The organism is Kitasatospora sp. NPDC059812, assembly GCF_042732075.1.
Classification (GTDB): domain Bacteria; phylum Actinomycetota; class Actinomycetes; order Streptomycetales; family Streptomycetaceae; genus Kitasatospora.
On sequence record NZ_JBHWIO010000003.1, the window covers coordinates 63,077 to 87,863 of the forward strand.

A 24,787-nucleotide genomic window follows, 5' to 3' on the forward strand; every position below is an offset into this window, starting at 1 on the left:
GGGCCCGGATCGCCCGGTCGCGGGCCGGATCACTCGGACGGGCTGCCCGGGGGCAGTTCCAGCTCGAACCAGACCACCTTGCCGTCCCCGGTGCGGCGGCTGCCCCAGCGGTGCGCGAGCTCGTTGACCAGGTGGATGCCGCGCCCACCCTCGTCCTCGGCGCGGGCGCGCCGGATCCGGGGCGTCTCGCTCTCCTGGTCGGCGACCTCGACGGTGAGCGCCCGGTTGCAGAACAGCCGCAGCTGGGTGGGGGATCCGGCGTGTACCAGGGCGTTGGTGATCAGCTCGCTGGTGAGCAGTTCGGCCCAGTCGGCGAGCGCTTCGAGGCCCCAGGCGGCCAGCGTCTCGCGGGTGAAGCGGCGCGAGTGGGCGACCATCGCGCGGTCGCCGGTGAGCGGCAGGCTGGCGATCCGGTCCGCGCCGACCGGCCGGACCTGCGCCATGATGACGGCGATGTCGTCCTCGCTGGTGGGGCCGGTGAGTTCGGCCAGGACGGCGTCGCAGGTCTGCTCCAGCGAGCGGCGCCGGTCGGCGACCGTCCGACAGAGCAGCTGCAGTCCCTCGTCGATGTCGTGGCCCCGGCGCTCGACCAGCCCGTCGGTGTAGAGCACCAGGATGGCCTCCTCGGGGAGGGTGAACTCCACGCTCTCGAACGGGACTCCGCCGACGCCGAGCGGTGCGCCGGGCGGCAGTTCGACGAGGTGCGCCCGCCCCTGCGGATCGGCGACGACGGGCGGCAGGTGGCCGGCGCAGGCGGCGGTGCAGTGGCGGTCCACCGGGTCGTACACCACACAGACGCAGGTGGCGAACTGGCCCTCGCCGAGGGCGCTGGAGGCCTCGTCCAGCCGGTGCAGGACGCGCTCCGGACTCAGGTCCAGGGTGATCAACGTCCTGGCTACGGTGCGTAGTTGGCCCATGGTGGCGGCTGCCCGGATGCCGTGGCCCATCACGTCGCCGACGATCAGCGCGACCCGCCCCGAGGAGAGCGGCACGACGTCGAACCAGTCGCCGCCGACCTCGCTGACCACGCTGCTGGGCAGGTAGCGGTAGGCGAGGTCCAGGCCGAGCGTGCGGTGGATCTCCTGCGGCAGCAGGCTGCGCTGGAGGGTGAGCGCGGTGTCCCGCTCGCGCCGGTAGAGCCGGCCGTTGTCGATCGCGAGGGCGGTGCGCGCGGCGAGTTCCTCGGCCAGTGAGCGATCCTCCGGGCCGAACGGCTCCGGGTTGCGGGTGCGGACGAACTCTGCTCCGCCCAGTACGAGTCCGCGCGCCACCAGCGGCACCATCAGGTACGAGTGCACCCCGGCGGCCAGCCCCGGCTGGACCCGGTCGGGCGAGGCGGCGATCCGGCGCATCTCCTCCTCGGTCACCTCGGAGACCAGGATCGAGCGCCGGGTGCGCAGGCTCTGCGCGTACAGCTGGGCGGACTGCGAGGTCTCGCCGACCTGGTCGGAGGCCGCCGTCATGGTGCCGTCCTGAGCCGTTTCGCCGACCGCCACCGCCCGCATCAGTATCGACTCGTTCTCCGGGACGGGGCCGGGCTCCTCGCCGCCGAGCACCGCGTCGCGCAGGTCCACGGTGACGAAGTCGGCGAAGCGCGGGATCACCATCTCCACCAACTCCTGGGCGGTGCGGTGCAGATCGAGGGTGGTGCCGATCCGGGTGCTGGCCTCGTTGAGCAGTGACAGCCGCTGCTGCGCGGCCCGGGCCGCGTCCAGCGCCCGCTGCCGGGCGGCGGCCGCGTCGCGCTCGCGGGTGAACAGCAGCGCGTTGTCGATCGACACGGCGGCCCGCACCGCCAACTCGCCGGCCAGCGCCATGTCGTCCTCCTCGTACGGGCGCTCCACCAGGGTGCGGTAGAAGCCCGCGACGCCGACCGCGGTGCCGCGCGCGATCAGCGGGACGACCATGAAGGAGTGGACGTTCTGCTCCCGCACCGCCGCGGCGCGCACCGGGTCGTCGGCGAACCAGGCCAGCCCCTCCGCGTCCATCCGCGGCACCAGGACCGGCTTGCGGTGTGCCAGGCTCCACGCGTACGGCGTGCCGGGTGCGAAGCGGTGCACCCCGCCGAGCCGGGCGACCGGCCGCAACGTCGAGCCGGGCACCGAGTGGAAGGCCATCCGCCGCAGCAGCGCCGAACCGTCCTCCGGGGCGCGGGCCTCGCGCTCGCCGCGGACCAGGTCCTCCAGCACCTCCACCACCACGGAGTCGGCCAGCCTGGGCGTCGCCACCTCGGCCAACTCCTGCGCGGTCTGGGCGAGATCGAGGGTGGTGCCGATCCGGGCGGAGGCCACGTTGACCAGCGCCAGCCGCTCCTGGGCGGCCTTCGCCTCGCGCAGCGCCTGCTGCCGGGCCAGGACGGTCTGGTGCTGGCGCAGGTACAGCCGGGCGTTGTCGATCGCGACGGCGGCCCGCGAGGCCAGCTCGTCGCCGAGGGTGATGTCGGCCTCGGCGAACGACTCCCGGTCGCCGCGCCGCGAGTACACCACCATGCCGAGCGTGGTGCCGCGCGCCACCAGCGGGGTGATCCGCACCGAGCGCGGCCGGTCGCCGAGGTAGGCCCGGCGGTGGCTCTCGGTGATGGCCTCGCTCAGCAGCGGCAGCTCCCAGGACGGCACCACCACCGTCCGCCCGGTGGCCAGCGCCCGGGCGTACGGCGAGTCCGGGGTCAGCTCGTACAGCGATTCCACCGGCAGTGACTCGGCCGGGTACAGCGGGTCGGTGGTGGCCAGGGCCAGCCGGCGGACCAGCTGCGGCGCGTCCGGGTCGGGCGGTTCGACGTTCCGCCCGGCCACCAGCACCTCCAGCGCGAACACCCCGCTGATGTCGGCGACCCTGGGCACCATCGTGTCGGCCAGCTCCCGGGCGGTCTGCCGCAGGTCGAGCGTGGTGCCGATGGAGGCGGTCGCGTCGACCAGCAGGGCCAGCCGCTCCTGGGCCCGCGCCGCCCGGGCCTCGGCGCGGAACCGCTCGGTGACGTCGATGACGGTGGAACTCACGCCGAGCACCCGGCCGCCGGGTTCCTCCAGCCGGAAGTACGAGGCGGACCACGCGTGGTCGCGCTGCGGGTCGCCCGGGGTGCGGCCGTGCGAGCGGGTGTCCACCACCGGTTCGCCGCTCTCCAGTACCCGCCGCATCACCGCCTCGGCCTCGGCGCCGTTGATCCCGGGCAGCACCTCGGTGAGCCGGTGGCCGAGCTGCTCCTCGACGGGCAGGCCGTTGGCCCGGGCCAGCGCCTCGTTCAGCCGGACGAACCGCAGCTCGGGGTCGAAGACGCCCATGCCCACGGGGGACTGGGTGAAGAAGCCGTCGAGCACCGCCAGGTCCGCCTGGATCCGGCGCAGCGTGGTCACGTCGGAGGCGACGGCCAGCACCAGCGTGCGGCCGTCCGGCCCGGTGATCGGATGGGTGCGGAACTCCAGGTTCACCAGGTGCCCGTCCCGGTGCCGGACCGGGAACACGCCGGACCAGGCCCGGCCGTTCAGGATCTGCTGGAACAGCTCCAGCACCTCGGGCCGCTGCTCCTCGGAGGTCAGCAACTTGGCGGCCTTGGCCCCGACCGCCTGCCCCGGGGAGTAGCCGAGCAGTGCCTCCGCGTCGCCGCTCCAGTGCAGGATCCGGCCGTCGGCCTCGATCAGCGCCGTCGCGATCGGCACCATCAGCAGGGCGTCCTGTTGCGGCTCGCCCTGGTGGTGTTCGTTGTCGTTCACCATGGCCAGAGAACCGTCCGGAGATCGTCCCCACCAGCCCTGCCATCTTCGCACGCGGCCCCGGCGGGCCGCTCACCGTAGCGGGCTCACCGGTGCGGCAGCGGGCGCTCCGGGAAGGACTCGCCGGGCTTCCGGCGGCACCGGCTGCGCCGGCGGCGGTCGAGCGCGCGAAGTCGGCCGGGCCGACTTCCCGTGCGCCTCACCGGGTCGCGACCCGCTCGCCGGCCGGGGCGGCCTCCGGGGCGCAGCCGCCCCGGGCTTCGGCGCCCCGGGCTTCGGCGGTGCGGGCTTCGGCGGTGCGGGCGGCCAGGGCGAGCAGCGCGCCGACGAGGCACAGGGCGGCGGCGACCAGGACGGCCCGGTCGGTGCCCGCCGCCAGGGCACGGGCGGCGGCCTCCCGGCCGGGGCCGCCCGGTCGGGCCGAGCCCGCGACGGCCACGGTGACCGCGACGCCGAGCGCCGAGCCCAGGTACCGGGAGGTGTTGTTGGCACCCGAGCCCATGGCCGCCCGGTGCGCCGGGACGCTGCTGACGGCCAGCCGGGCCAGCGCCGCGTTGAGCACCCCGCTGCCGACGCCCGCCACCGCCAGACCCGGCGCGAGCCGCAGCCAGCCGGAGCCGGGCGCCAGCCCGTACAGGCCCGCCTCGCCGAGGCCGCAGACCGCGAGTCCGACGGCGACCTGCGCGGTGGCCGACAGGTGCGCCGCCAGCCGCCGCGCCTGGAGCGCGGACAGCACCGACAGGCCCGACCAGAGCGCCAGCACCCCGCCCGCGGCCAGGCCGGACAGGCCCAGGACGCCCTGGAGCAGGGTCGGCAGGTAGCTCATGAAGCCGACCAGCGAGAGCCCGGTGAACAGCGCCCCGACGGTGGCGGCGACGAAGCCGGGGCTGCGGAACAGCGCGAGGTCCAGCATCGGCTCCCGGGTCTTCGCCTCGACCAGCCCGAACAGCGCCAGCAGCAGCACGCCGAGGGCCAGCAGCGCGACGACCACCGGCCGCCCCCAGCCGCCGCGCCCCTCGGCCAGCCCGGCGATCAGGCAGGACGTCCCGGCGGCCAGCGTGAGCACCCCGTACGGATCGAGGGCGCGTGGCCGTTCGGCCCGGGACTCGGTGAGGACGGTGGCCGCGTACGCCGCCACGGCGGCCGAGACGACCGCGATCCCGCCGCTGACCGCGCGCCAGCCGGCCCACTGCCCGACCAGCGCGCCGTACACCGGGCCGACGGCGATGCCGAGGCCGACGGCGGCGCCCCAGACCCCGAGGGCCCGGATCCGGCCCGGTCCGGGCGGGTGGGCGTGGCTGATCAGGCCGAGCGCGGGTGCCAGGACGGCGGCCGAGGCGACGCCGAGCAGCACCCGGGCGGCCAGGTAGACGGCGCCGCCGGGGGCCAGCGCGGCCAGCGCCTCGGCGGCCGCGAACAGCAGCACGCCGAAGGTGAAGACCCGCTTGCGGCCGTGGTCGTCGGCGGCGCTTCCGGCGGTGAGCAGCAGGGCGGAGATGCCGACCAGGGTGCCGGTGAGGATCCAGGTCCGGCCGGTGGCCCCGAGGTGCGCGGCCTGGGCGGTGGCGGCGAGCGAGGCGGTGGGGGCGGTGTAGGCGACGGTGACCAGCGCGGTCGCGGCCGCGGTGGCGGCCAGGGTGGCGCCGGGCCGGGCGGGCGTGGTGACGGGTGCGGTGACGGGGGAGGAGCCGGGTGGTGCGGGGGACATGGGGGTGTTCCCTCCGGAGCGCGGACCCGTAGGTCTGGTGAATGAACCTTCGTCTCGGTCGGCACGCTACCACCATTGGTCTGTTCATTGAACCCTCTGTCGGGGTGGACTAGGCTGACCCGCATGGCGCTGGGAACCGACTACGAACAGCAGGACTGCGCACTGGCCCGCGCCCTGGAGGTGGTCGGCGAACGCTGGAGCCTGCTGATCCTCCGCGACGCCTTCTACGGAGTGCAGCGCTTCAACGACTTCCTCGCCCACCTCGGCATCCCCCGCGCCGTCCTCACCGCCCGCCTCAACGCCCTGGTCGCGGCCGGGGTGCTGCGCAAGGAGCCGTACCAGCAGGCGCCGCTGCGCCACGGCTACCTGCTCACCGGGACCGGCCTCGAACTGTGGGGGCCGCTCTACCAGTTGAGCCGCTGGGGCGGCCGGCACGCGACCGCGGGCGGCCCGCACCACCTGTTCGCGCACGCCGTCTGCGGCACCGACCTGGACGTCGTCGGTGTCTGCCCGCGGTGCGGCGGCGCACCCGTCCCGCCGGCCGAGATCGCGATGCGCCCCAACCCCGCCCGCGGCGGCACGCACCGGGACGACCCGGTCTCCCGCTCCCTGGTCCGCCCGCACCGGCTGCTCGAACCGATCGCCTCGGCGGCGGCCGCGTAGCGAACGGCGGCGCGGCCGCCGGCGGGCTGCCGACGGCCGCGCCCACCACGTCCCGGTTACGGCTGGAACGTCACCTCCGGATTGGCGGCGGTCGGCCCGTCGAGGAGCGGCTGCTGCACGCCCTTCAGCTGGAGGTCGAAGAAGGCCGCCACGTACGAGCGGGTGAGCTCCACGCCCCGCTCGCCCGACATCGTGGTGCCGGGAGGCTGGGGCAGGTTGAGCTTCTCGAAGAACAGCGGGAAGTCGGTGAAGGTGCCGTGGTTGGAGCCGGCGAAGGTCAACCAGCGCTTCCAGCCGTCCAGGTGCGGCCAGCTCTCCGTCCAACTGCTGTCCTCGGCGCCGTCGGGCAGCGGGTGGCCGATCATCAGGAAGGGCTTGCCGCCGATCCCGGAGGTGGGGACGGTGACGTCCATGGTGCCGTCCAGGTCCACCCCGGCCCGGATCCGGTCGTCGGTGAGCAGGGACGGGACGGTCGAGGCGCCGCCGGCCGAGTGCCCGGCCATCCCGATCCGGTCGCGGTCGATCATGCGGGCGTAGCGCCAGGCCGGGTGGGGGCGGGCGGTCAGCTGGTCGATGACGAAGGAGACGTCCTTCGCCCGGCTGTTGTCCACGGCCGCCCAGGACTCCGGGGTCGTCAGCTTGTTGCACAGCAGGCACGGGAGGGTCTGCCCGTCGGGGAACGTCGTCCCGGTGTTCTCGTAGGTGTGGTCGATCAGCGCGACGACGTACCCGCGGCTGGTCAGGTCCTCGGCGAGGCTGCTCAGCGAGGCCCGCGGCATGGTGAAGCCCGGCGACAGCACCACCATCGGGAAGTGGCCGCCCTGCGGGCGCGCGTCGGACTTCGCCCAGGTCCGGGTGCCGGTGACCGCCTCGGTCGGGATGGTGTTGCCCGGGAGCTTCCCGTCCAGCAGCATCCGGGCGGCCGCAGGGGTCATGTACGGGGCCGTGCTGCCCGTCCCGGCCTTCGCGGGGTAGTACATCGACACCATCAGCTGGCGCGGACCGGCGGAGGGGACCCACGGATCCGGGCGGTCCTGGTCCACCAGGTGCAGGACCTCCTGCCCGACCGCGTACGGGCCGGTCGGGCGCGGCAGGTCGACGTGGACGGCGGTCGGGGCGGGAGCGGAGGCGGAGGTGGAGGCGTTCGCCGGGGCGGCGGGAGCGGCCAGGGCCGGCGCGGCGGCGGCGACGGACAGCGGCAGGGCGAGCAGCAGGGCTGCCGCGGCGGCGGTGGTGCGAAGTCGGTCCATGTGAGGGACGGTAGGCCGGGGGAGCGGAAGTTGACGTCCACTCAGCGGCGTAGAGATCCCTTCCGGGATGTGCAGGCAGGGACCCTTAGGGGTCGGCCGAATGGAGACCGAATGGAAGCCGGTCGGACCAGGCCGGGGTCGGTTGAGGAGCCGAACTCACCGCAGAGCAGTGGGTTCGGGAATCCACCCCTCGAATCGTCCGCCGGTCAGAGGCTCCGGGCCCGGACCTCCTCGACGAAGGCCGCCGCCGCACCGGCGTTCGGCACCGGGAGGGTGAGCGGCAGGCCGGCCGAGTGCGTCCGGATCTCCAGCTCCCCGAGATCCGAGGCCCGCGCGGACTGCACCTCCGCCCACCGGAACGCCTCCGTCGCGGCGAGCGGATGCGGCGGCCGGTGCACCAGCCCGCCGGCCGTCAGCGTCAGCCGCCCCCGGGCGAACCGGACGCCGCCCTCCGTGCGCAACGCCTCGTGCAGCGCGGCCCGGAGGGTCGGGCGGAGCCGCTCGTCGAGCTCCCGGAACAGCTCGTCCAGCCGCCGCAGCTGCGCCAGTGCCAGCGGCTCGTCCGCGCCGACCAGCCAGATCCGGCCCTGCTCGCCCACCCCGTGCCGCCCGCCGGGGGAGTACTCGGTGGCCTCCACCGCACTCCACGGCAGGGGCCGCTCCGCGCCGTCCGCCCCGACCAGCACCAGCCCGCGCTCGTGCACTCGGACGGCCCGCAGGCCCGGCGCCGGCCGCAGCCGCCCGTACCCGCTCGCGGCCGTGATCGCCGCCGCGGCCACCACGGGCGCGGGCCACCACTCCCCGCTCGCCAGCCAGGCCGCCCCGGCGACGGCGGCCGCCGCCGCGTCCAGCCAGGCCCGCGTCCGCCACGGCAGCGGCCGGAACCGCCGGTACACCCGCACCGCCCGGCCGAGCCGCCCGTCGCCGCCCGCGACCGACCGAGCCCGCGACAAGGGCCACACCACCGCCACCTCGGCCACCTCCCGCTGAGCGAACACCACAACCGGAACCACGACTGTCAGATCCTCAGCATCGACCGACCGCCGCGCCCTCGAACAGGGCCAATTCGTACCTCTTGGCCCTGAAACGAACTCACCCCATCCTCCACCTCACTCCGCCGACGGCCGCACCCGGTCCGCCGCCGGGCCCGCTCACCGCCTCGCCCCGGCCTCAGCTCGCCGTCGCGTACTCGTTCTGCAGCGTGCGCAGCAGGGCCGTCCCGGCCGGATCGGCGGAGCGACGGGTGTTGACCAGCACCGCCACCCCCACCTGCTTCTCCGGATCGAAGGCCACGAAGGAGCGGAACCCGCCCGTGCCGCCGTTGTGCCAGATCTGCAGGTGGCCGCCCTGCTGGGTGTGCAGGCGGTGGCCGAGCCACCCCAGGTGCATCCAGGCGAACGGGTTGACCCGGTGCCGGGTCGCCCGGGTGAGGGTGATCGCGGGCGCCAGCGGCGCGTCCGGCTCGCGGTCGGCGGCCAGCTGGGCCCGCAGGAGTATCGCCAGGTCGGAGGCGGTCGACCGGAGCCCGCCCATACCGGGGACGTCCGCGAAGTCCCAGTACGGCACGGGCCGCCCGCCGGAGGTGTGCCCGTGCGCCAGCCGCCCGGACTGCTCCCGGCCCGAGCGCACGTGGGTGTCCACCAGTCCCAGCGGCTCGCATATCTCACGCGCCACCAGCTCCTCGTAGCCGGTGCCGGCCCGGTGGGCGAGGGCCAGGCCGAGCAGCCCGGCGCCGAGGTTGGAGTAGCGGAAGCCGCGCCCGGGTCTGGCCCGCAGTCTCGTCCTGGCCAGCCCGAAGAGGACGTACTCGGTGCTGCAATGGGCGTACGGATCGGGCTTGTTGGGATTGAGCAGTGCCGTCGCCAGCAGGCCCCGGGGCAGCCGGGGGAGCCCGGAGGTGTGGGTGGCGAGGTGCCGCAGGGTGATCGGCTGCCCGCCCCTGGCCGGGACGGCGATACCGCCGGGCCGTACGTCGGCGAGCACGTCGGCGAGCGGTTCGTCGAGCCCGGTGGCGGCCCCGCCGGAGTCGGCGAGCACCAGCCGCGCGAGGGCGAGCGAGGTGAACACCTTGGTGACGGAACCGACTTCGAACAGGGTGTGCGGCCCGGGCACGGCGCCGCCCGGACCGGTCCGCCCGGCGCCGCGGATCTCCACGGCGCCGCCGGCCAGCCCGGCGACCACCGCACCGACGTGCTGGCCTGCGAGCCGGTCGGCGGTCTGCTGCACGAGGCTGGCGAGTTCGTTCATGCCTTGAGCGTAGGGGGCCGCGACCTGCGAAGTCGTCCGCCGGAACGACGATTTCAGCCAGCCTCCGCTGCTCCCGCAGGAGGACGCCCCCACATGAGTACGCCCCGCTACGCTCGGCAGCGTACGGGCACCACGGTGTGATGACCGGTCCGGGCGTAGTGGGGCGCGTGGTGGGGCGGGGGCGAGCCGTCAGCAGCTCAGGTTGCCCCCGGGGACGGTGCCGAGGATCTGGACGAAGCTCTGGTACAGGCTGATCCGGTGCTGCATCTGGGCGGTGTTGTTGCCGTTGCACTCCAGCGAGCCGTTGATGCTGCGGATCGTCTCACCGAAGCCGTACCCGTTGACCATGGCGTTGTGCGCGGTCATGGTGCCCGGCCCGTTCTGGGTGTTCCAGTACCAGAGGCCGGTCTTCCAGGCCACCGCCGGGTCGGTCTGCACCAGGTTCGGATTGTTCAGCAGGTCGATGCCGAGCGCGTCGCCGGCGGCCTTGTAGTTGAAGTTCCAGCTCAGCTGGATCGGCCCGCGCCCGTAGTACGCGGCCTGCCCGGCCGGGCACCCGTACGGCTGCGAGGTGTCGCAGTAGTGCGGGTAGTTGGCGGTGTTCTGCTCGACCACGTACACCAGTCCGCCGGTCTCGTGGCTGACGTTGGCGAGGAACGCGGCGGCCTCCTGCCGGCGCACGGTGTCGCTGCCGGTGGCCGCGAAGCCGGGGTAGGCGCCGAGCGCGTCGAGCAGGCCCTGGTAGGTGTAGAAGGAGTTCCGGCCCGGGAACATCTGGTCGAACTGGGCCTGGCTGACCGGGAATCCGCCCGGGTTGGGCGGCTGGGTCGAGCCGCAGCCGTACGGCTCCCAGTACCAGGTGCTGATGACCGGGTCGTAGCCCGGGTTGTCGTGGGTGGCGCGGTAGTAGCCGCCGTTGGTGTACCGGACGATGTCGCCGGCGACGTAGGCGCGGCCGGCGACCCAGGCGGGGTGGTTGCAGGTGCCGGACGTCGGGGTCGGCGTCGGGTCGGTGGACCCGCCGCAGGAGCCCTGGTCGGCCCAGACCCCGGTGCCGCCGGTGCTCGGGGGCTCGTTCTGGGTCCACCACTTGGCGTTCCAGTTGTGCCCGTTGTACGAGACGGCCGCGCCGCCGGTGTAGGCGGTGGCCGCGCTCCACGGCGTGCCGCAGGCGGCGGCGCTGGCGGAGGCGGGGAGGAGCACCGCGACCGCCAGTGCCGTGACCACGGCGGAGAGCAGCGCGAGCAGGCGTTTCATTGACACGTCATCACCCCTTGTGCGGTGGGGGCCGCACGTCGTCGTGACAGGGACTTGAGCGGGGCAGGGGAGGCGGGCCTCGTGCGGGGGTGCGCCAGGGGAGGCGGCCGACCGGGGTGTGGGCCGGTGCGGGGCCGTGAAGGCGACTCAAGCGGAGTGTTCTATACCTGTCAAGAGAGTGGGTGAAACCGGCTCACAAATGCGGTGCGCACGCCCCCCGGGGCCCCCGCGAGCCCCCCTTAGCCGCCGAGCGCCCCCCTCGGCCCCCAAGCGCCTACTCGGCCCCCAAGCGCCCCCTCTGTCCCCTCTGTCCCCGAGCCGCCCCTTCAGCCCCCGAGCGCCGCCCGCAGCCGGGCCGCGACCTCCGCCGCCCCCGCCTCGTCCGGGTACTTCCCCCGCGGCCAGAAGAAGCCGCGCAGCCCGTCCTTCGGATTGCGCGGCACCACGTGGACGTGCAGATGCGGTACCGACTGGCTGATCCGGTTGTTCGCCGCCACGAAGCTGCCCGCCGCGCCCAATCCGCGCTCCACCGCGGCGGCCACCCGCTGCACCTGGAGGAAGAATGGCCCCACCTCGGCGGCCGGCAGGTCCGCCAGGGTGCGGCGGTGGGCGCGCGGGACGACCAGCACGTGGCCGGGGAACAGCGGCCGCCGGTCCAGGAAGGCCACCGCCGCCTCGTCGTCCAGCACCCGGTGCGCGGGCTCCTCGCCCGCCACCACCGCACAGAAGACGCAGTCCATCCGTCCATTCAAACCACCGGCGGCCGCCCCGGCACCTCCGCGATCGCGCGGTTGCGGGGCGTCACCCGTCCGGCGGCCGAGCAGGTGCGGCCGCCCGGTCGGGGGGCGCACGGTGCTGGAGGGGGTCGACCAGAGGCGCGCCGCGCGCCGTACGAGGAGGTGGCCCGATGGCGGGCAAGTTCGAGGTCTACGAGGACGCCGGCGGCAAGTACCGGTTCCGGCTCAAGGCGGGCAACGGCGAGATCGTCGCCACCGGCCAGGGCTACTCCAGCAAGGAGGCCGCCCACAAGGGCGTCGAGGCCGTCCAGCGGGCGGCCAGCGACGCGCCGGTGGTGGACGTACCCAAGGCCGCCTGAGCACGCCGAGCACCGAGCACCGAGCACCGGGCGCGCCACGCCCGCCCGCACCGTTCGTCACTCGTAGCGGTAGAGCAGCGCCTCCCGCTCGGTCTGCTCGATCATCTCGACGGTCAGCGACTCGTCCCGCAGGTGCGAGAGGGTGATCTCGGCCGAGGTCGGCTGCGCGTCCTTGGCCGGCCAGTTCTCCGGCTTCCACGCCGAGCCGCGCAGGAAGGCCTTCGGGCAGTGCGCGTACACCTCCTCGACGGCCACCACGATCGCGCTGCGCGGGGGCTTGCCGACGGCGGTCAGCTGCCGCAGCAGCTCCGGGTCGGTGGAGATGCAGGCCCGCCCGTTGACCCGCAGCGTGGTGTCCCGGCCCGGGACGACGAAGAGCAGCCCGACCCGGCCGTTCTCCAGGATGTTGTGCAGGGTGTCCAGCCGCTTGTTGCCGGTGGCGTCCGGGATGGCCAGGGTGTGCTCGTCGAGGACGGAGACCACCCCGGCCGGCCCGCCGCGCGGGGAGACGTCGCAGCGCCCGGCGGCGTCCGAGCTCGCCACGAACACCAGCGAGGAGCAGGCGATCAGCCGCCGCGCGACCTCGTGCAGGTGGTCGACCTGCTTGCGGCGCGCGTGCTCGCCGGGCTGCTCGTAGATCTCGCGCAGCTGCGCCTGGTCGGTCAGCGCCCCTGTGCTGAGGGCGGCGAACAGGCTGCCCGGCATGTCCGGAGCGGTGGTTGACGCAATGACAGATTCCGGTGTGCTGGTCATACCGGAAATCTAGCCGAGCCCCTTCCCGGAGCGCCTGGCCGCCGGGCGGTGCAGCCCTCGGTAAAGCTTCCCCGCCACCCCTCCCCACCAGCGGTTTTACGCTGATAATGGGGCCAGGCGCTCCGCTCGGAGGTGGTGGTCGTGATCGTGAGGATCTGGGCCGGGCAGGTCCTGGCCGGTCGCATCGAGGAATTCTGTGTGCTGCTGACAACCCAGGTGATCCCGCAGCTCGGGCGGACCGACGGTTGCCTGGGCGGCGAACTGCTGCGCTCGGTGACCGAGGACGGACACCGGGTGCTCGTGGTGAGCCGCTGGCGCGACGAGGCGGCCCTGCGCGGGTACGCGGGGCCGATGTGGCGGATCCGGCCGGTCTGGTCGGAGGGCGAGCTGTGCTACCTCGCGCACCCGCCGGTGGTCACCCACTTCACGTCGATCGCCGCACCCGCCACGCTCTGACCGCACCCGCCGCGCTCCGGCCGCGTTCACTACCCTCCGTACGTGCTCGCCACCCTCCGTAGGTGACCGCCACGTTGCGGGCGTCACCTACCACCCGGCCGCACATTCCCCGCATCCGCGTGAAACAGGCCACAGCGGAAGGCTCTCCCTGGCCTTGCGCGCGTCGTGGCAGAATGACCCCAACAGCAGTGACGTTCAGCGCACTCCGGGGTCGGTGAAAATCCGAACCGGCGGTTACAGTCCGCGACCCGTCCGCAGCCAGCGGCCGGTTGACCAGGTGAAATTCCTGGACCGACGGTTAAAGTCCGGATGGGAGGCGTGCGCGGGCGGACGAAGAGCAGTATCCGTGGTCCCCCGGTGGACCACGGCCAGGTGAACGGCGGGAGAGGTGTCTCCCGGGCCGGGCGAGCGATCTCCCGGCGGCCTCGGCATCCCGGCGACGGGTCGTGCCGTCGGCTCGCGCGCCGTTGCCCGTCCGTGTCATCTCCCATGCCGCCCCGGAGTCCGCGCCCCCAAGCGCGAGGAGAACCCGGGTGTTCACCGGCATCATCGAAGAGCTCGGCGAGGTCGTGTCGATCGAGGAGATCGGCGACTCCTCGCGAATCCGCCTGCGCGGCCCGGTGGTCTGTACGGGTGCACGGCACGGCGACTCCATCGCGGTCAACGGCGTCTGCCTGACCGTCGTCGACAGCCCGGACCAACTGGCGGCCGATACGGGCGAGTTCAGCGCCGACGTGATGGCCGAGACGCTGCACCGCTCCAGCCTCGGCGAGTTGAAGCCCGGCTCCCGGGTCAACCTGGAGCGCGCCATGGCGCTCGGCGACCGGCTCGGCGGCCACCTCGTCCAGGGCCATGTCGACGCCACCGGCACGCTGTTGGGCCGCGAGCCCGGCGAGCGCGACGCGGCCGGCGACCTGCGCTGGGAGGTGCTGCGCTTCTCGCTGCCCGGCACCATCTCCCGCTACCTGGTGGAGAAGGGCTCGATCACGGTCGACGGCGTCAGCCTCACCGTGGTGGAGGCCGCCCGGGACAGCTTCACCGTCAGCCTCATCCCCACGACCCTCGCGCTGACCTCGCTCGGCGCCAAGGCCGTCGGCGAGAGCGTCAACCTCGAAGTGGACGTGCTCGCCAAGTACGTCGAGCGACTGCTCGACTCCCGCACCCTTCCCCCGACGATCGCCGGAGAGTCCAAGTGAACTGGCTCAGCGGAGAAGCGTTCACCGTCTTCGGCGAGCACGTGAAGTGGGCCGACATGCTCGGCAACCTGCTCGGCCTGGCCGGGCTGGCCTTCGGCTGGCGCCGCTCGGTCTGGAGTTGGCCGCTCCAACTCCTGTCCGGCGCCGTGCTGATCGCCGCCTACCTCGGGGGCCACGTCCCTGGCCTGATCGGCAAGCAGCTGATCGTGCTCGTCACCGCCGCCTGGGGCTGGGCCCAGTGGCGGCGGGGCCGCCGGGACACCGGCACGATCGCCGTCCGCTTCGCCACCTGGCCGGAGCGGGCCGCCCTGGTGGTCGGCACCGCGGCCGGCACCGTCGCGCTGGCCTGGCTGTTCACGGCCCACCCCAGCCTGTCCTGGAGCCCCTGGTCGGACGCCTACATCTTCGTCGGCACGCTGGCCGCGATGGTCGCCCAGGCCCGTGGCTGGCTGGAGTTCTGGTTCGCCTGGATCGCCGTCGACGTGGTCGGCGTCCCGCTCGCCTTCAACAACGGCTACCCCTTCTCCGGCCTCACCTACTCGATCTACTTCGTCCTGGTGCTGCTCGGCCTGCGCTCGTGGTGGCTGAGCAGCCGTGAGCCGCGCGTCAACTCCGCCAACGTCCCGCAGGGAGCCACGGTATGACCGAGAACCACACCGCCGACCGCGACCGCGAGGTGGCACCCGAACTCGTCCTCGACCCGGTCGAGCGCGCGATCGCCGACATCGCCCTCGGCCGCGCCGTGATCGTGGTCGACGACGAGGACCGCGAGAACGAGGGCGACATCGTCTTCGCCGCCTCCGCCGCCACCCCGGAGCTGATGGCCTTCACCATCCGCTACAGCTCCGGCGTGATCTGCGCCCCGCTGACCGGCGAGGAGCTGGACCGGCTCAAGCTGCCGCCGATGACCCAGGTCAACGAGGACCGCAAGGGCACCGCGTACACCGTCTCGGTGGACGCCCGGGAGGGGGTCGACACCGGCATCTCCGCCGCCGACCGCGCCCGCACCGTCCGGCTGCTGTCCTCGCCCGGCACCGAGCCGGGCGACCTCACCCGCCCCGGGCACGTGTTCCCGCTGCGCGCGGTCGAGGGCGGCGTGCTGGTGCGCCCCGGCCACACCGAGGCCGCCGTCGACCTGGCCCGGCTCGCCGGGCTGCCGCCGGCCGGTGCGATCGCCGAGGTGGTCAACGACGACGGCACCATGGCCCGGCTGCCCGAGCTGGTCGCCTTCGCCCGCGAGCACGGCCTCGCGATCATCTCCATCGAGGACCTGATCGCCTACCGCCGCCGCACCGAGCTGCACGTCGACCGGGCCGCCGTGACCGCCCTGCCCACCGTCCACGGCGAGTTCACCGCCGTCGGCTACCAGGGCACCATCGACGGCGTCGAGCACATCGCGCTGGTGGCCGGCGGCCTCGGCGCCGACGGCCGGCTGCCCGAGGGCGAGGACGTCGTGGTCCGGGTCCACTCCGAGTGCCTGACCGGCGACGTCTTCGGCTCGCTGCGCTGCGACTGCGGCCCCCAGCTGGAGGCCTCGCTGCACAAGGTCGCCGAGTCCGGCCGCGGAGTGGTGCTCTACCTGCGCGGCCACGAGGGCCGGGGGATCGGCCTGGCCCACAAGCTGCGCGCCTACGAACTCCAGGAGCAGGGGCGCGACACCGTCGACGCCAACCTCGACCTCGGCCTGCCGGCCGACGCCCGCGACTACAGCATCGCGGCGCAGATGCTGGTGGACCTCGGGGTCCGCTCGCTCATCCTGCTCACCAACAACCCGGAGAAGCTCACCGCGCTCACCGAGCACGGCCTCAAGGTCAAGGGGCGCGAAGCGGTCGAGATCGCGCCGGGTGAGCACAACCTGCGCTACCTGCGCACCAAGCGCGACCGGATGGGCCACGACCTGCCCGGCCTCGACTCCTGAACCCACCCCGCGCCCCACGCACCGCGCCCACGCCCCACGCACCACGCACCACACCCCACGTACCACGCACCCCATGACGACGGACAGGAAGAACGAGCATGAGCGGCCACGGAGCCCCCGAGCTGACCATCGACGGCGCCGCCGACCTCAAGGTCGCCGTCGTCGCCGCCCAGTGGCACGACGTTGTGATGAACGGCCTGCTGGACGGCGCCCACCGGGCGCTCAAGGAACTGGGCGTCACCGAGCCGACCGTGCTGCGCGTCCCCGGCACCTTCGAGCTGCCGGTCGCCGCCAAGCGCCTCGCCGACCACGGCTACGACGCGGTCGTCGCCCTCGGCGTGGTGATCCGCGGCGGCACCCCGCACTTCGACTACGTCTGCCAGGCGGCCACCGCCGGCCTCACCCAGGTGAGCGTCGACACCGGCGTCCCGGTCGGCTTCGGCGTGCTGACCTGCGACAACGAGGAGCAGGCGCTCGACCGCGCGGGCCTGCCCGGCTCCGCGGAGGACAAGGGCCACGAGGCCGTCACCGCCGCCGTCGCGACCGCCGCGGTGCTGCGCGCCGCGCTCTGAGCGCACCGCCCCGACCCGGACCGTGGACGTCCAACGGACTGTCCACGGTCCGGGACCGTTTACCGCCGGTCAGCCCGCACGCCGTAAGGTGAGTCCCATCATGGCTTCGAAGACATTCGAGGAGCTCTTCGCCGAGCTCCAGCAGAAGGCCGCCACCGGCGACCCCTCGTCCTCCCGTACCGCGCAGCTCGCCCAGCAGGGCGTCCATGCGATCGGCAAGAAGGTCGTCGAGGAGGCCGCCGAAGTCTGGATGGCCGCCGAGTTCCAGACGGACGAGCAGACCGCTGAGGAGATCTCACAGCTCCTGTACCACGTTCAGGTGATGATGATCGCCCGCGGGCTGACGCTCGACGACGTCTACAAGTACCTCTAAACCCGAACCGCACGCCCCTCCCCACAGGTAAGGAACCAACCTCCCATGCTGCGCATCGCCGTCCCCAACAAGGGTTCGCTCTCGGGTCCCGCGGCGGAGATGCTCCATGAGGCCGGCTACCGCCAGCGGAAGGACCCCAAGGAGCTCGTCCTCGTCGACCCGAACAACGAGGTCGAGTTCTTCTTCCTGCGCCCGCGCGACATCGCCGTCTACGTCGGCTCCGGCCGCCTGGACGTCGGCATCACCGGCCGTGACCTGCTGCTGGACTCGCACTCCAACGCCGAGGAGGTGCTCGCGCTCGGCTTCGCCGCGTCGACCTTCCGCTTCGCCCGCCCCGAAGGCGTCGCCGTCGAGGACGTCAAGGGCCTGGAGGGCCTGCGGATCGCGACCTCCTACACCGGCCTGGTCGAGCAGCACCTCGCCGACCACGGCGTGAAGGCGACCGTCACCAAGCTGGACGGCGCGGTGGAGACCGCGGTGCAGCTGGGCGTCGCCGACGTGATCGCCGACGTGGTGGAGACCGGCACCAGCCTGCGCAACGCCGGCCTGGAGGTGTTCGGCGAGCCGATCCTGATCTCGGACGCCGTGGTGATCCGCCCCAAGGGCGCGGGCGAGGACACCCGGGTGGACCAGTTCCTGCGCCGCCTCCAGGGTGTGCTGGTGGCCCGCCGCTACGTGCTGATGGACTACGACATCCGCGCCGAGAAGGTCGGCGCCGCCGTGGCGCTCACCCCCGGCCTGGAGTCGCCGACCGTCTCCCCGCTGCACACCGAGGGCTGGGTGGCGGTGCGCTCGATGGTGCTCCGCAAGGAGGCCCAGCAGATCATGGACGACCTGTGGGCCATCGGCGCCCGGGCCATCCTGGTCACCAACATCCACGCCTGCCGCCTCTGACCGGCGCGGCGGCGACCTCGCCCGCCGTGGTGCGGGTAAGGAACGGTTGAATGGGGCGGGGACGCTGACCGGCGTCCCCGCCCTTCGTCTGGAACCGTCGTCCGGAACAGCCCTTCGTCCGGATCCGTCCGTTGCCCGGAACCGTCGTTCCCGGGAACGACCGTTCCCCCGAACCACCCCACCGGAGACCCCACGTGTCCACGCCGCCCGTCGAGTTCCCCGTCACCTGGGCGCCGCGCCGCACCCGCGCCGTGCTGCTGCCGGTCTGCGCGCTGCTGGTGGTGCTGTTCGCCGTGATGGCCGTGGTGCTCCCGGAGAACTGGCAGCTCAACGACCGGATCATGATGGCGGGCAGCGGCGTGCTGTTCGCGTGCGTGGGCCTGATGCTGGCCCGCCCCCGGGTGAGCGCCGACGCGCAGGGCGTGACGGTGGTCAACTTCGTCCGCAGCCGCCGGCTCACCTGGGCCGAGATCGTCCGGGTCAACTTCCGCCAGGGCGACCCGTGGGCCACCCTCGACCTGGCCGACGGCACCTCGCTCGCCGCGGTCGGCATCCAGTCCGGTGTCGGCAAGGACCAGGCGATCGCGCAGGCCCGTGCCCTGCGCGACCTGGTCGAGCACCACGCCAGGGCCTGAGCCCCGCGCCACCGCCGCCGCCGCCGGTCGGCGCCCGCCCGCTTCACACCGGCACCGCCCGCCCGCCGACGCCCCGCCGACACCCCTCCCGACACCCCGCCGGGCCCCGCCGGGCCTGCGAATCCTCGGCCCGGCGGGTCCGAACACTCTTCCTACCATCGTCCGGCTATGGTCTACGCTGGTAAAAGCAGGGCAAAACTTCCGTCCTGCCCGAAAGACGACTTGAGGAGTGACTTCCCCCCTCGATGGACGATCCGTCCGGTAGTACCTGCGCCGCCCACCTTCCTGTCAGCGGAAGGCAGGCGGCACTGTGATCACCGCCTGGCTGCTGTTGCTCGCAGCCCTCCTGCTGATCCTCGCCAACGGCCTGTTCGTGGCCGCCGAGTTCGCCTTCGTGACCGTCGAGCGCGGGGCGGTCGAACGCTCCGCCGGGGCCGGCGACGCCAAGTCCGTCCGCGTCTCCCGGGCCCTGCGGCACCTCTCGTTCGAACTCTCCGGTGCCCAGCTCGGCATCACCGTCACCTCGCTGGTGGTCGGCATGCTCGCCGAGCCGGCGCTGTCCACCCTGCTCAGCCCCGTCATGACCGGGATCGGCGTGCCCGAGTCGGCCGCCCGCGGCGTCGCCGTGGTCGTCGGCATGGTGCTCGCCACCGTGGTGCAGATGGTGATCGGCGAGCTGGTCCCGAAGAACTGGGCGATCTCCCGCCCGCTCCAGGTGGCCCGCGCGGTCGCCGCCCCGCACATGGCCTTCTCCTTCGCCTGCCGCCCGCTGATCAGCTTCCTCAACGGGGCGGCCGACCGGACGGTCCGCGCCTTCGGCGTCGAGCCGCAGGAGGAGCTGGACCACGCCCGGACCCCGGCCGAACTGGTCTCACTGGCCCGCCACTCGGCCAAGGCCGGCGCGATAGACGAGGAGTCGGCGACCCTGTTCGTCCGCACCCTGGGCCTGGGCGAGCTGACCGCCGAGTCCGTGATGACCCCGCGGATCGACGTCGCCTCCCTCCAGAGCGACGCCACCGCCTCCGACGTGATCAACCTGACCCGGGCCACCGGCCTGTCCCGCTTCCCGGTCTACACCCACAGCCTGGACGAGGTCACCGGCATCGTGACCCTCAAGGACGCCCTCGCCGTCCCGGCCGCCCGGCGCGGCCTGGTCCGGGTGGGCGAGCTCACCTCGCCGCCGCTGCTGGTGCCCGAGACCCTGCCCGCCGAGCGGCTGCTCGACCAGCTGCGCCGCCTCCAGCCGATGGCCATCGTGGTCGACGAGTACGGCGGCACCGCCGGCGTCGTCACCGTCGAGGACATCGTCGAGGAGATCGTCGGCGAGGTGCAGGACGAGCACGACCCCGCCGACCGCCCCGAGCTGCTCCCGCTGCCCCCGGTGAACGGCCTGCCGGCCTGGGAGGCCGAGGGCCGCGCCCGGATCGACCAGCTGGAGGCGATCGGCCTGATCGCCCCGGACGGCCCGTACGAGACGCTGGCCGGCCTGGTCGCCGACCTGCTCGGCAAGCTGCCCGAGGTCGGCGAGCAGGCGGAGCTGCCGGGCTGGCGCTTCACCGTGACGGGTGTCGACCGGCACCGCACCAGCCAGGTCCGGGTCGAGCGCACCAGCGCGCCGGCCTCGTTCGGAGACGACCAGGAGAACGCCCGATGACCGCGCTCCAACTGGCCGTCGCCGTCCTGCTCCTGCTCGGGAACGCCTTCTTCGTCGGCGCCGAGTTCGCCGTCGTCTCGGTGCGCCGCAGCCAGATCGAGCCGCTCGCCGAGGCCGGCCACAAGCGTGCCCGCACCGTGCTGCACGCGCTGTCCAACGTGTCCGCGATGCTGGCCGCCGCCCAGCTCGGCATCACCGTCTGCTCGCTGGGCCTCGGCGCCCTGGCCGAGCCGACCATCGCCAGTCTGCTGGAGGGCCCGTTCCATGCGATCGGCGTCCCGTCCGGTCTGATGCACCCGCTCTCGTACGGCATCTCGCTGGCCGTCGTGGTCTTCCTGCACATGGTGATCGGCGAGATGGTGCCCAAGAACATGGCCATGGCGGGCCCGGAGAAGGCCGCGCTCTGGCTCGGCCCGCCGCTGGACCGGCTGGCCCGCTGGCTGGCCCCGGTGATCAGCCTGCTGAACGCCATCGCCAACGGTGTGCTGCGGCTGTTCCGGGTCGAGTCCAAGGACGAGGTCGAGTCGGTGTTCACCACCGAGCAGCTGATGTACCTGCTGGTCGACTCCCGGGACGCCGGCCTGCTCGACGAGGGCCGCCAGGAGCGTCTGGAGGACGCCTTGGAGCTGGGCCACCGCCCGGTCACCGAGGTGCTGCTCAAGCCCGAGCAGCTCGTCACCGTGGACACCAAGGTGACCGCCGCGGAGGTCGAGGAGCTCGCCCTGCGCACCGGCTTCTCGCGCTTCCCGGTCACCGACGGCGACCCGGCCGGCCACGGCTACCTGGGCTACCTGCACCTCAAGGACATCCTCGACGTGGAGGACCCGTCCGCGCCCGTCCCGGCCCGGCTGTGGCGTCCGATCACGGTGCTGCGCGGCAGCCTCCCGCTGGACGACGCGCTCGGCGCGATGCGCCGGGCGACCTGCCACCTGGCCGCCGTGCTGGACCAGGACGGCCGCACGCTCGGTGTGGTGATGCTGGAGGACGTGCTGGAGGAGCTGGTCGGCGAGATGCACGACCCGGACCACCGCTCCGCCGCCTGAGGTTCCCCCTTTCGCTGACGGCGTGTCCGCTGCGGGCGATTCTGCTCTCAGCGTGCAGCCGTTCCCATGCCGACCACCCTGGGCGCAGGGTGGTCGGCATGAGGCTTCTCCTGCTGGGTGGAACGAATTTCGTCGGACGGGTCGTCGCCGAGGAGGCGCTGGCCAGGGGGTGGGAGGTGACGGCCCTCAACCGCGGTACGCAGCCCGCGCCCGCGGGCGTGACCGCACTGCTGGGCGACCGCACCGCCGAGGGCGGGCTGGCGGCGCTGGCCGCGGGGGAGTGGGACGCGGTGGTGGACACCTGGTCCGGAGCCCCGACGGCGGTGCGCGACAGCGCCCGGCTGCTGGCCGGCCGGGTCGGCCACTACGGGTACGTCTCCAGCCGGTCGGTGTACGACTACCCGCTGGCGCGCGGGGCGGACGAGTCGGCGAAGGTGGTCGGGTCGTCCCCGGACGCCGAGGGCGAGGTGCCCTACGCCGAGGCCAAGCGCGGGGCCGAACTGGCCCTGGAGGCGGAGTTCGGCGGGCGGGCCCTGCTCGCCCGGGCCGGGCTGATCCTCGGCCCGCACGAGAACATCGGCCGGCTGCCCTGGTGGCTGAACCGGATCGCCCGGGGCGGCCCGGTGCTCGCCCCCGGTCCGTACGACCTGCCGCTGCAGTACATCGACGTCCGCGACCTCGCGAGCTGGCTGCTGGACGCGGCGGCGGCCCGGCTCGGCGGCGCGTGCAACGTGGTCAGCCCGGCGGGCCACACCACGATGGGCGAGCTGCTGGAGGCCTGCGTGCGGGTCACCGGCTCGGACGCGGACCTGCGCTGGACCGACCCCGAGCGCATCCTGGCGGCCGGCGTCGAGCCCTGGACGGAGCTGCCGATCTGGCTGGCGCCCGGCGAGCTGAACGACTTCCTGCACGGCGCGTCCGTGGACCGGGCGGTCGCCGCCGGGCTGCGCTGCCGGCCGGTGGGCGAGACGGTCGAGGACACCTGGGCCTGGCTGCGGTCGATCGGCGGCGTCGCCCCGCAGCGCGCCGACCGGCCGAAGGTCGGCCTCGACCCCGAGCGCGAGGCCGAGCTGCTCCGGGGCTGACCCGGCGCGATCCCGGGGAGCTGGTCTCAGCCGCGGCCGTCGATCAGTTCCCCGTAGGCCTGGACGAGGTCGGGCAGGCGCAGCGTCGCCAGGTCCTCGCGGCCCGGCGGCTCGCGCAGCAGCGAGAGCCGCAGGTCCCGGTAGGCGCAGGACTTCTCGTACAGGGTGCGGATGAACCGGCCGTTCCCGAGTTCGTCGATCCAGCCCTCGCGGACCACGTGGGTGCAGATGCTGGCCAGTTCCTCGGCCGCGTCCTCGTCCCAGCCGTCGCCGTCCCGGCCGGCCAGCGCGGCGCCGATCGCGGTCAGCTCGTTCGGGCGGTAGCTGGGGAAGTCGACCCGGGTGGTGAAGCGGGAGTTGAGGCCGGGGTTGGTGGCGAGCAGCCGGTTCATGCCCTCGGGATAGCCGGCCAGGATCACCACCAGGCGGTCGCGGTTGTCCTCGGCGCGTTTCAGCAGCACCTGGAGGGCCTCGTCGCCGTAGGCGTCGCCCTTGGTGTAGCCGGAGTTGGAGAGGCTGTACGCCTCGTCGATGAACAGCACGCCGTCCAGTGCCGAGTCGATCAGCTCGTTCGCCTTGACCGCGGTCTGGCCGAGGAACTCGCCGACCAGGTCGGCCCGTTGGGCCTCCACGAGGTGGTCGCCGGAGAGCAGTCCGAGGGCGTGGAAGACCCGGCCGAGGATCCGGGCGACGGTGGTCTTGCCGGTGCCGGAGGGGCCGGAGAAGACGAAGTGGCGCTTGGGCGGCTGGACCGGCAGGCCCTGCGCGGCCCGGAGTCTGGACATCCGCAGCTGCGCCGACAGCGCCCGCACCTGGCGCTTGACCGGCTCCAGGCCCACCATCAGCGAGAGTTCCGCCAGCGCCGCGTCCAACTCGCGCTCGTCGTCGACCGGTTGGGCGGCGGGCAGCGGCACGGTGCGGGGTTGGGCCTCGGCGCGGACCGGCGCCGGCAGCGGGGCGGCGGAGCCGCCCGGCGAACCCGACCGCTCGCCGGCCGCCTGCGGGGCCGGGCCGGCCGTGGAGCCGTCGCCCGGGCCGGGCCCCGTGAGGAACCCGACCCCCTCGACGAATCCGACCCCGCCGGTGTACCCGGCGCCCTCGGTGAACCCGGCGCTCTCGGTGAACCCGGGGGCCGCGTCGCCGAAGCCCCCCGCCGTGGCGTACCCGGCCCCGTCCTGGAAGTCCGCCTCGTCCGTCCCGTCCATCTCGTCCGGCTCGGTGCCCTCGTACCCGGCCACCCGCCCGCCCGCTGGCAGGCCGCCGTCCAGCAGGGCGTCCGGCAGGTCGTCCGCCAACCCGTCCTCCGCCGCGATCGCGGCCAGCCGCGCGGCGGTGTCCATGAACACCGGATCGGCCCGGTGCACCGCCCGGTAGAGCGGCAGCGCGGCCGCACTGCGCCCGGCCCCCTCGTACGCCCGGGCCAGCCAGTACCGCAGTTCCTTGCGCTGGGGCTGCTCGGAGCGGCAGCGGGCCAGCGAGGCGGCCAGCGGCGCCTGCGCCTGGGCGCACATGTCCAGTCGGACCCGCGCCATGCCGGCGAACAGCCCGGCCTCGATGCCGAGCAGCGGGTCGTCCAGCAGCCGGTCGGTGTCCCGGATCAGCTGCTCCCAGTCCTTGAGCAGATAGGACCGGCAGGCGTACAGGAACTGGGCGGACGGGTCCTCGCTGGGCGCCGGGCACTGTTCCAGCGCCCGGTCCAGCTCGGCCAGGTGGCGGCCGTCCAGCCAGTGCGAGGCGTGCGCCAGCGCCAGGTCGCGGGCGTCCTCCAGGACGGGCTGCACCCACCAGCCCAGCCAGTACCAGGAACTGAGCGGGCGGCGGTGGCGCCGCCGCTGCTCGCCGAACCGCTTCTGGTTGCGGTACATGGCCAGCAGCGCCGCCGAGGTGTCACTGCGCAGCGCGTGCAGGCCGAGCCAGGCGTCGGCCATGCCCGGGTCCAGCCGGACGGCCGCGCGGAACTCCTCCTCGGCACGGGCGTACGCGCCCGCCGTGTACGCGTCCATGGCACGCAGCCACGCGCGTTCGGCGAGCCGGTCCGGGCCGCCCGCGTTGCTGTCCGAACTGTCCACCGTCGTCACTCACGCCCCCCGCGGCTTGGCCCGGGGCTCGGTGGCAGGTCGCCTGCGTGCAGCCGGGCCGGTGGTCGAAAGCCCCCGGGCGCATCTGCGCCTGCGAGGAATCGTACCGGCGTGGCGCTGATCCGGAAGGGCGCCCACGGAGTCAAATGCGATCGTGTGAGCGGTCGTTGAGCGGGTGGGGGCCTGGACCGGCGGCGGGGGA

22 protein-coding genes and 1 riboswitch are annotated in these 24,787 nt (G+C 73.7%); of the genes, 13 read left to right on the forward strand and 9 right to left on the reverse strand.

Annotation, left to right across the window (positions count from 1 at the left end; translation table 11 throughout):
* Positions 1-29: 29 nt before the first annotated feature.
* Both ACFV6D_RS02355 and ACFV6D_RS02360 read right to left on the reverse strand, forming a co-directional pair.
* The gene (locus ACFV6D_RS02355; RefSeq protein ID WP_380557843.1) at positions 30-3,710 is read right to left on the reverse strand and encodes a SpoIIE family protein phosphatase; all 3,681 of its coding nucleotides are present in this window, start codon (positions 3,708-3,710) and stop codon (positions 30-32) included.
* 196 nt (positions 3,711-3,906) lie between these two features.
* Complete coding sequence (locus ACFV6D_RS02360) at positions 3,907-5,415, reverse strand: MFS transporter (RefSeq protein WP_380557845.1); 1,509 nt, start codon at positions 5,413-5,415, stop codon at positions 3,907-3,909.
* A 123-nt stretch (positions 5,416-5,538) separates the two neighbouring features.
* On the opposite strand from ACFV6D_RS02360, the gene ACFV6D_RS02365 reads away from it, so the two are divergent.
* Positions 5,539-6,078: a winged helix-turn-helix transcriptional regulator gene (locus ACFV6D_RS02365; RefSeq protein ID WP_380557848.1), complete on the forward strand. Its 540-nt coding sequence runs from the start codon at positions 5,539-5,541 to the stop codon at positions 6,076-6,078.
* A 56-nt stretch (positions 6,079-6,134) separates the two neighbouring features.
* On the opposite strand, the gene ACFV6D_RS02370 is transcribed toward ACFV6D_RS02365, so the two are convergent.
* The 5 genes from ACFV6D_RS02370 to ACFV6D_RS02390 all read right to left on the reverse strand — a co-directional run bounded on the left by ACFV6D_RS02370 (position 6,135) and on the right by ACFV6D_RS02390 (position 11,572).
* Positions 6,135-7,328 carry an alpha/beta hydrolase family protein gene (locus ACFV6D_RS02370; RefSeq protein WP_380557851.1) on the reverse strand — a complete coding sequence of 398 codons (1,194 nt, stop codon included), beginning with the start codon at positions 7,326-7,328 and terminating at the stop codon, positions 6,135-6,137.
* A gap of 206 nt (positions 7,329-7,534) precedes the next feature.
* Entirely contained in the window at positions 7,535-8,341 is an 807-nt protein-coding gene (locus ACFV6D_RS02375; RefSeq protein WP_363369716.1) for a hypothetical protein, read from the reverse strand.
* Between the two features lie 157 nt (positions 8,342-8,498).
* Positions 8,499-9,575: a serine hydrolase domain-containing protein gene (locus ACFV6D_RS02380; RefSeq protein ID WP_380557854.1), complete on the reverse strand. Its 1,077-nt coding sequence runs from the start codon at positions 9,573-9,575 to the stop codon at positions 8,499-8,501.
* Positions 9,576-9,764: 189 nt separating this feature from the next.
* A complete protein-coding gene (locus ACFV6D_RS02385) occupies positions 9,765-10,832 on the reverse strand; it encodes a glycoside hydrolase family 19 protein (protein WP_380492598.1) in 1,068 nt (355 codons plus the stop codon).
* Positions 10,833-11,158: 326 nt separating this feature from the next.
* Complete coding sequence (locus ACFV6D_RS02390) at positions 11,159-11,572, reverse strand: HIT family protein (RefSeq protein ID WP_363369713.1); 414 nt, start codon at positions 11,570-11,572, stop codon at positions 11,159-11,161.
* Positions 11,573-11,739: 167 nt separating this feature from the next.
* Here ACFV6D_RS02390 and ACFV6D_RS02395 point away from each other — a divergent pair, with 167 nt between their 5' ends.
* Positions 11,740-11,928, forward strand: coding sequence for a DUF1508 domain-containing protein (locus tag ACFV6D_RS02395; protein ID WP_063346479.1), 189 nt, complete (start codon positions 11,740-11,742; stop codon positions 11,926-11,928).
* Positions 11,929-11,985: 57 nt separating this feature from the next.
* Here the strand turns inward: ACFV6D_RS02395 and ACFV6D_RS02400 are convergent, their stop codons facing one another.
* Positions 11,986-12,681 carry an MSMEG_1061 family FMN-dependent PPOX-type flavoprotein gene (locus tag ACFV6D_RS02400; protein ID WP_380343448.1) on the reverse strand — a complete coding sequence of 232 codons (696 nt, stop codon included), beginning with the start codon at positions 12,679-12,681 and terminating at the stop codon, positions 11,986-11,988.
* 141 nt (positions 12,682-12,822) lie between these two features.
* Between ACFV6D_RS02400 and ACFV6D_RS02405 the strand changes: the two genes are divergently transcribed.
* The 11 genes from ACFV6D_RS02405 to ACFV6D_RS02455 all read left to right on the forward strand — a co-directional run bounded on the left by ACFV6D_RS02405 (position 12,823) and on the right by ACFV6D_RS02455 (position 22,507).
* Positions 12,823-13,137: an antibiotic biosynthesis monooxygenase gene (locus tag ACFV6D_RS02405; protein WP_159398348.1), complete on the forward strand. Its 315-nt coding sequence runs from the start codon at positions 12,823-12,825 to the stop codon at positions 13,135-13,137.
* A 197-nt stretch (positions 13,138-13,334) separates the two neighbouring features.
* Positions 13,335-13,462, forward strand: a riboswitch (FMN riboswitch).
* 208 nt (positions 13,463-13,670) lie between these two features.
* A complete protein-coding gene (locus tag ACFV6D_RS02410; protein ID WP_063346476.1) occupies positions 13,671-14,333 on the forward strand; it encodes a riboflavin synthase in 663 nt (220 codons plus the stop codon).
* 56 nt (positions 14,334-14,389) lie between these two features.
* Positions 14,390-14,977, forward strand: a complete 588-nt coding sequence (locus tag ACFV6D_RS02415; RefSeq protein WP_380376590.1) for a nicotinamide riboside transporter PnuC — start codon at positions 14,390-14,392, stop codon at positions 14,975-14,977.
* Positions 14,974-16,251 (forward strand): bifunctional 3,4-dihydroxy-2-butanone-4-phosphate synthase/GTP cyclohydrolase II, encoded by a 1,278-nt coding sequence (locus ACFV6D_RS02420; protein WP_380557856.1) that lies wholly within the window; start codon positions 14,974-14,976, stop codon positions 16,249-16,251. The genes ACFV6D_RS02415 and ACFV6D_RS02420 overlap by 4 nt, the downstream gene beginning before the upstream one ends.
* A gap of 98 nt (positions 16,252-16,349) precedes the next feature.
* The gene (gene ribH / locus ACFV6D_RS02425; protein ID WP_063346473.1) at positions 16,350-16,823 is read left to right on the forward strand and encodes a 6,7-dimethyl-8-ribityllumazine synthase; all 474 of its coding nucleotides are present in this window, start codon (positions 16,350-16,352) and stop codon (positions 16,821-16,823) included.
* A 100-nt stretch (positions 16,824-16,923) separates the two neighbouring features.
* Entirely contained in the window at positions 16,924-17,196 is a 273-nt protein-coding gene (locus tag ACFV6D_RS02430; RefSeq protein ID WP_063346472.1) for a phosphoribosyl-ATP diphosphatase, read from the forward strand.
* Positions 17,197-17,241: 45 nt separating this feature from the next.
* The gene (gene hisG / locus ACFV6D_RS02435) at positions 17,242-18,090 is read left to right on the forward strand and encodes an ATP phosphoribosyltransferase (RefSeq protein WP_363369700.1); all 849 of its coding nucleotides are present in this window, start codon (positions 17,242-17,244) and stop codon (positions 18,088-18,090) included.
* 194 nt (positions 18,091-18,284) lie between these two features.
* Positions 18,285-18,725, forward strand: coding sequence for a PH domain-containing protein (locus ACFV6D_RS02440; RefSeq protein WP_063346470.1), 441 nt, complete (start codon positions 18,285-18,287; stop codon positions 18,723-18,725).
* Between the two features lie 310 nt (positions 18,726-19,035).
* On the forward strand, positions 19,036-20,379 hold the full coding sequence (locus ACFV6D_RS02445; RefSeq protein WP_380343456.1) for a hemolysin family protein: 1,344 nt from the start codon (positions 19,036-19,038) through the stop codon (positions 20,377-20,379).
* The gene (locus tag ACFV6D_RS02450; protein WP_063346468.1) at positions 20,376-21,422 is read left to right on the forward strand and encodes a hemolysin family protein; all 1,047 of its coding nucleotides are present in this window, start codon (positions 20,376-20,378) and stop codon (positions 21,420-21,422) included. The genes ACFV6D_RS02445 and ACFV6D_RS02450 overlap by 4 nt, the downstream gene beginning before the upstream one ends.
* 98 nt (positions 21,423-21,520) lie before the next feature.
* On the forward strand, positions 21,521-22,507 hold the full coding sequence (locus tag ACFV6D_RS02455; protein WP_380557859.1) for an NAD-dependent epimerase/dehydratase family protein: 987 nt from the start codon (positions 21,521-21,523) through the stop codon (positions 22,505-22,507).
* 26 nt (positions 22,508-22,533) lie between these two features.
* Here ACFV6D_RS02455 and ACFV6D_RS02460 read toward each other — a convergent pair whose 3' ends face one another.
* Positions 22,534-24,510, reverse strand: a complete 1,977-nt coding sequence (locus ACFV6D_RS02460) for an AAA family ATPase (protein ID WP_380558047.1) — start codon at positions 24,508-24,510, stop codon at positions 22,534-22,536.
* Between the last annotated feature and the right edge of the window lie 277 nt (positions 24,511-24,787).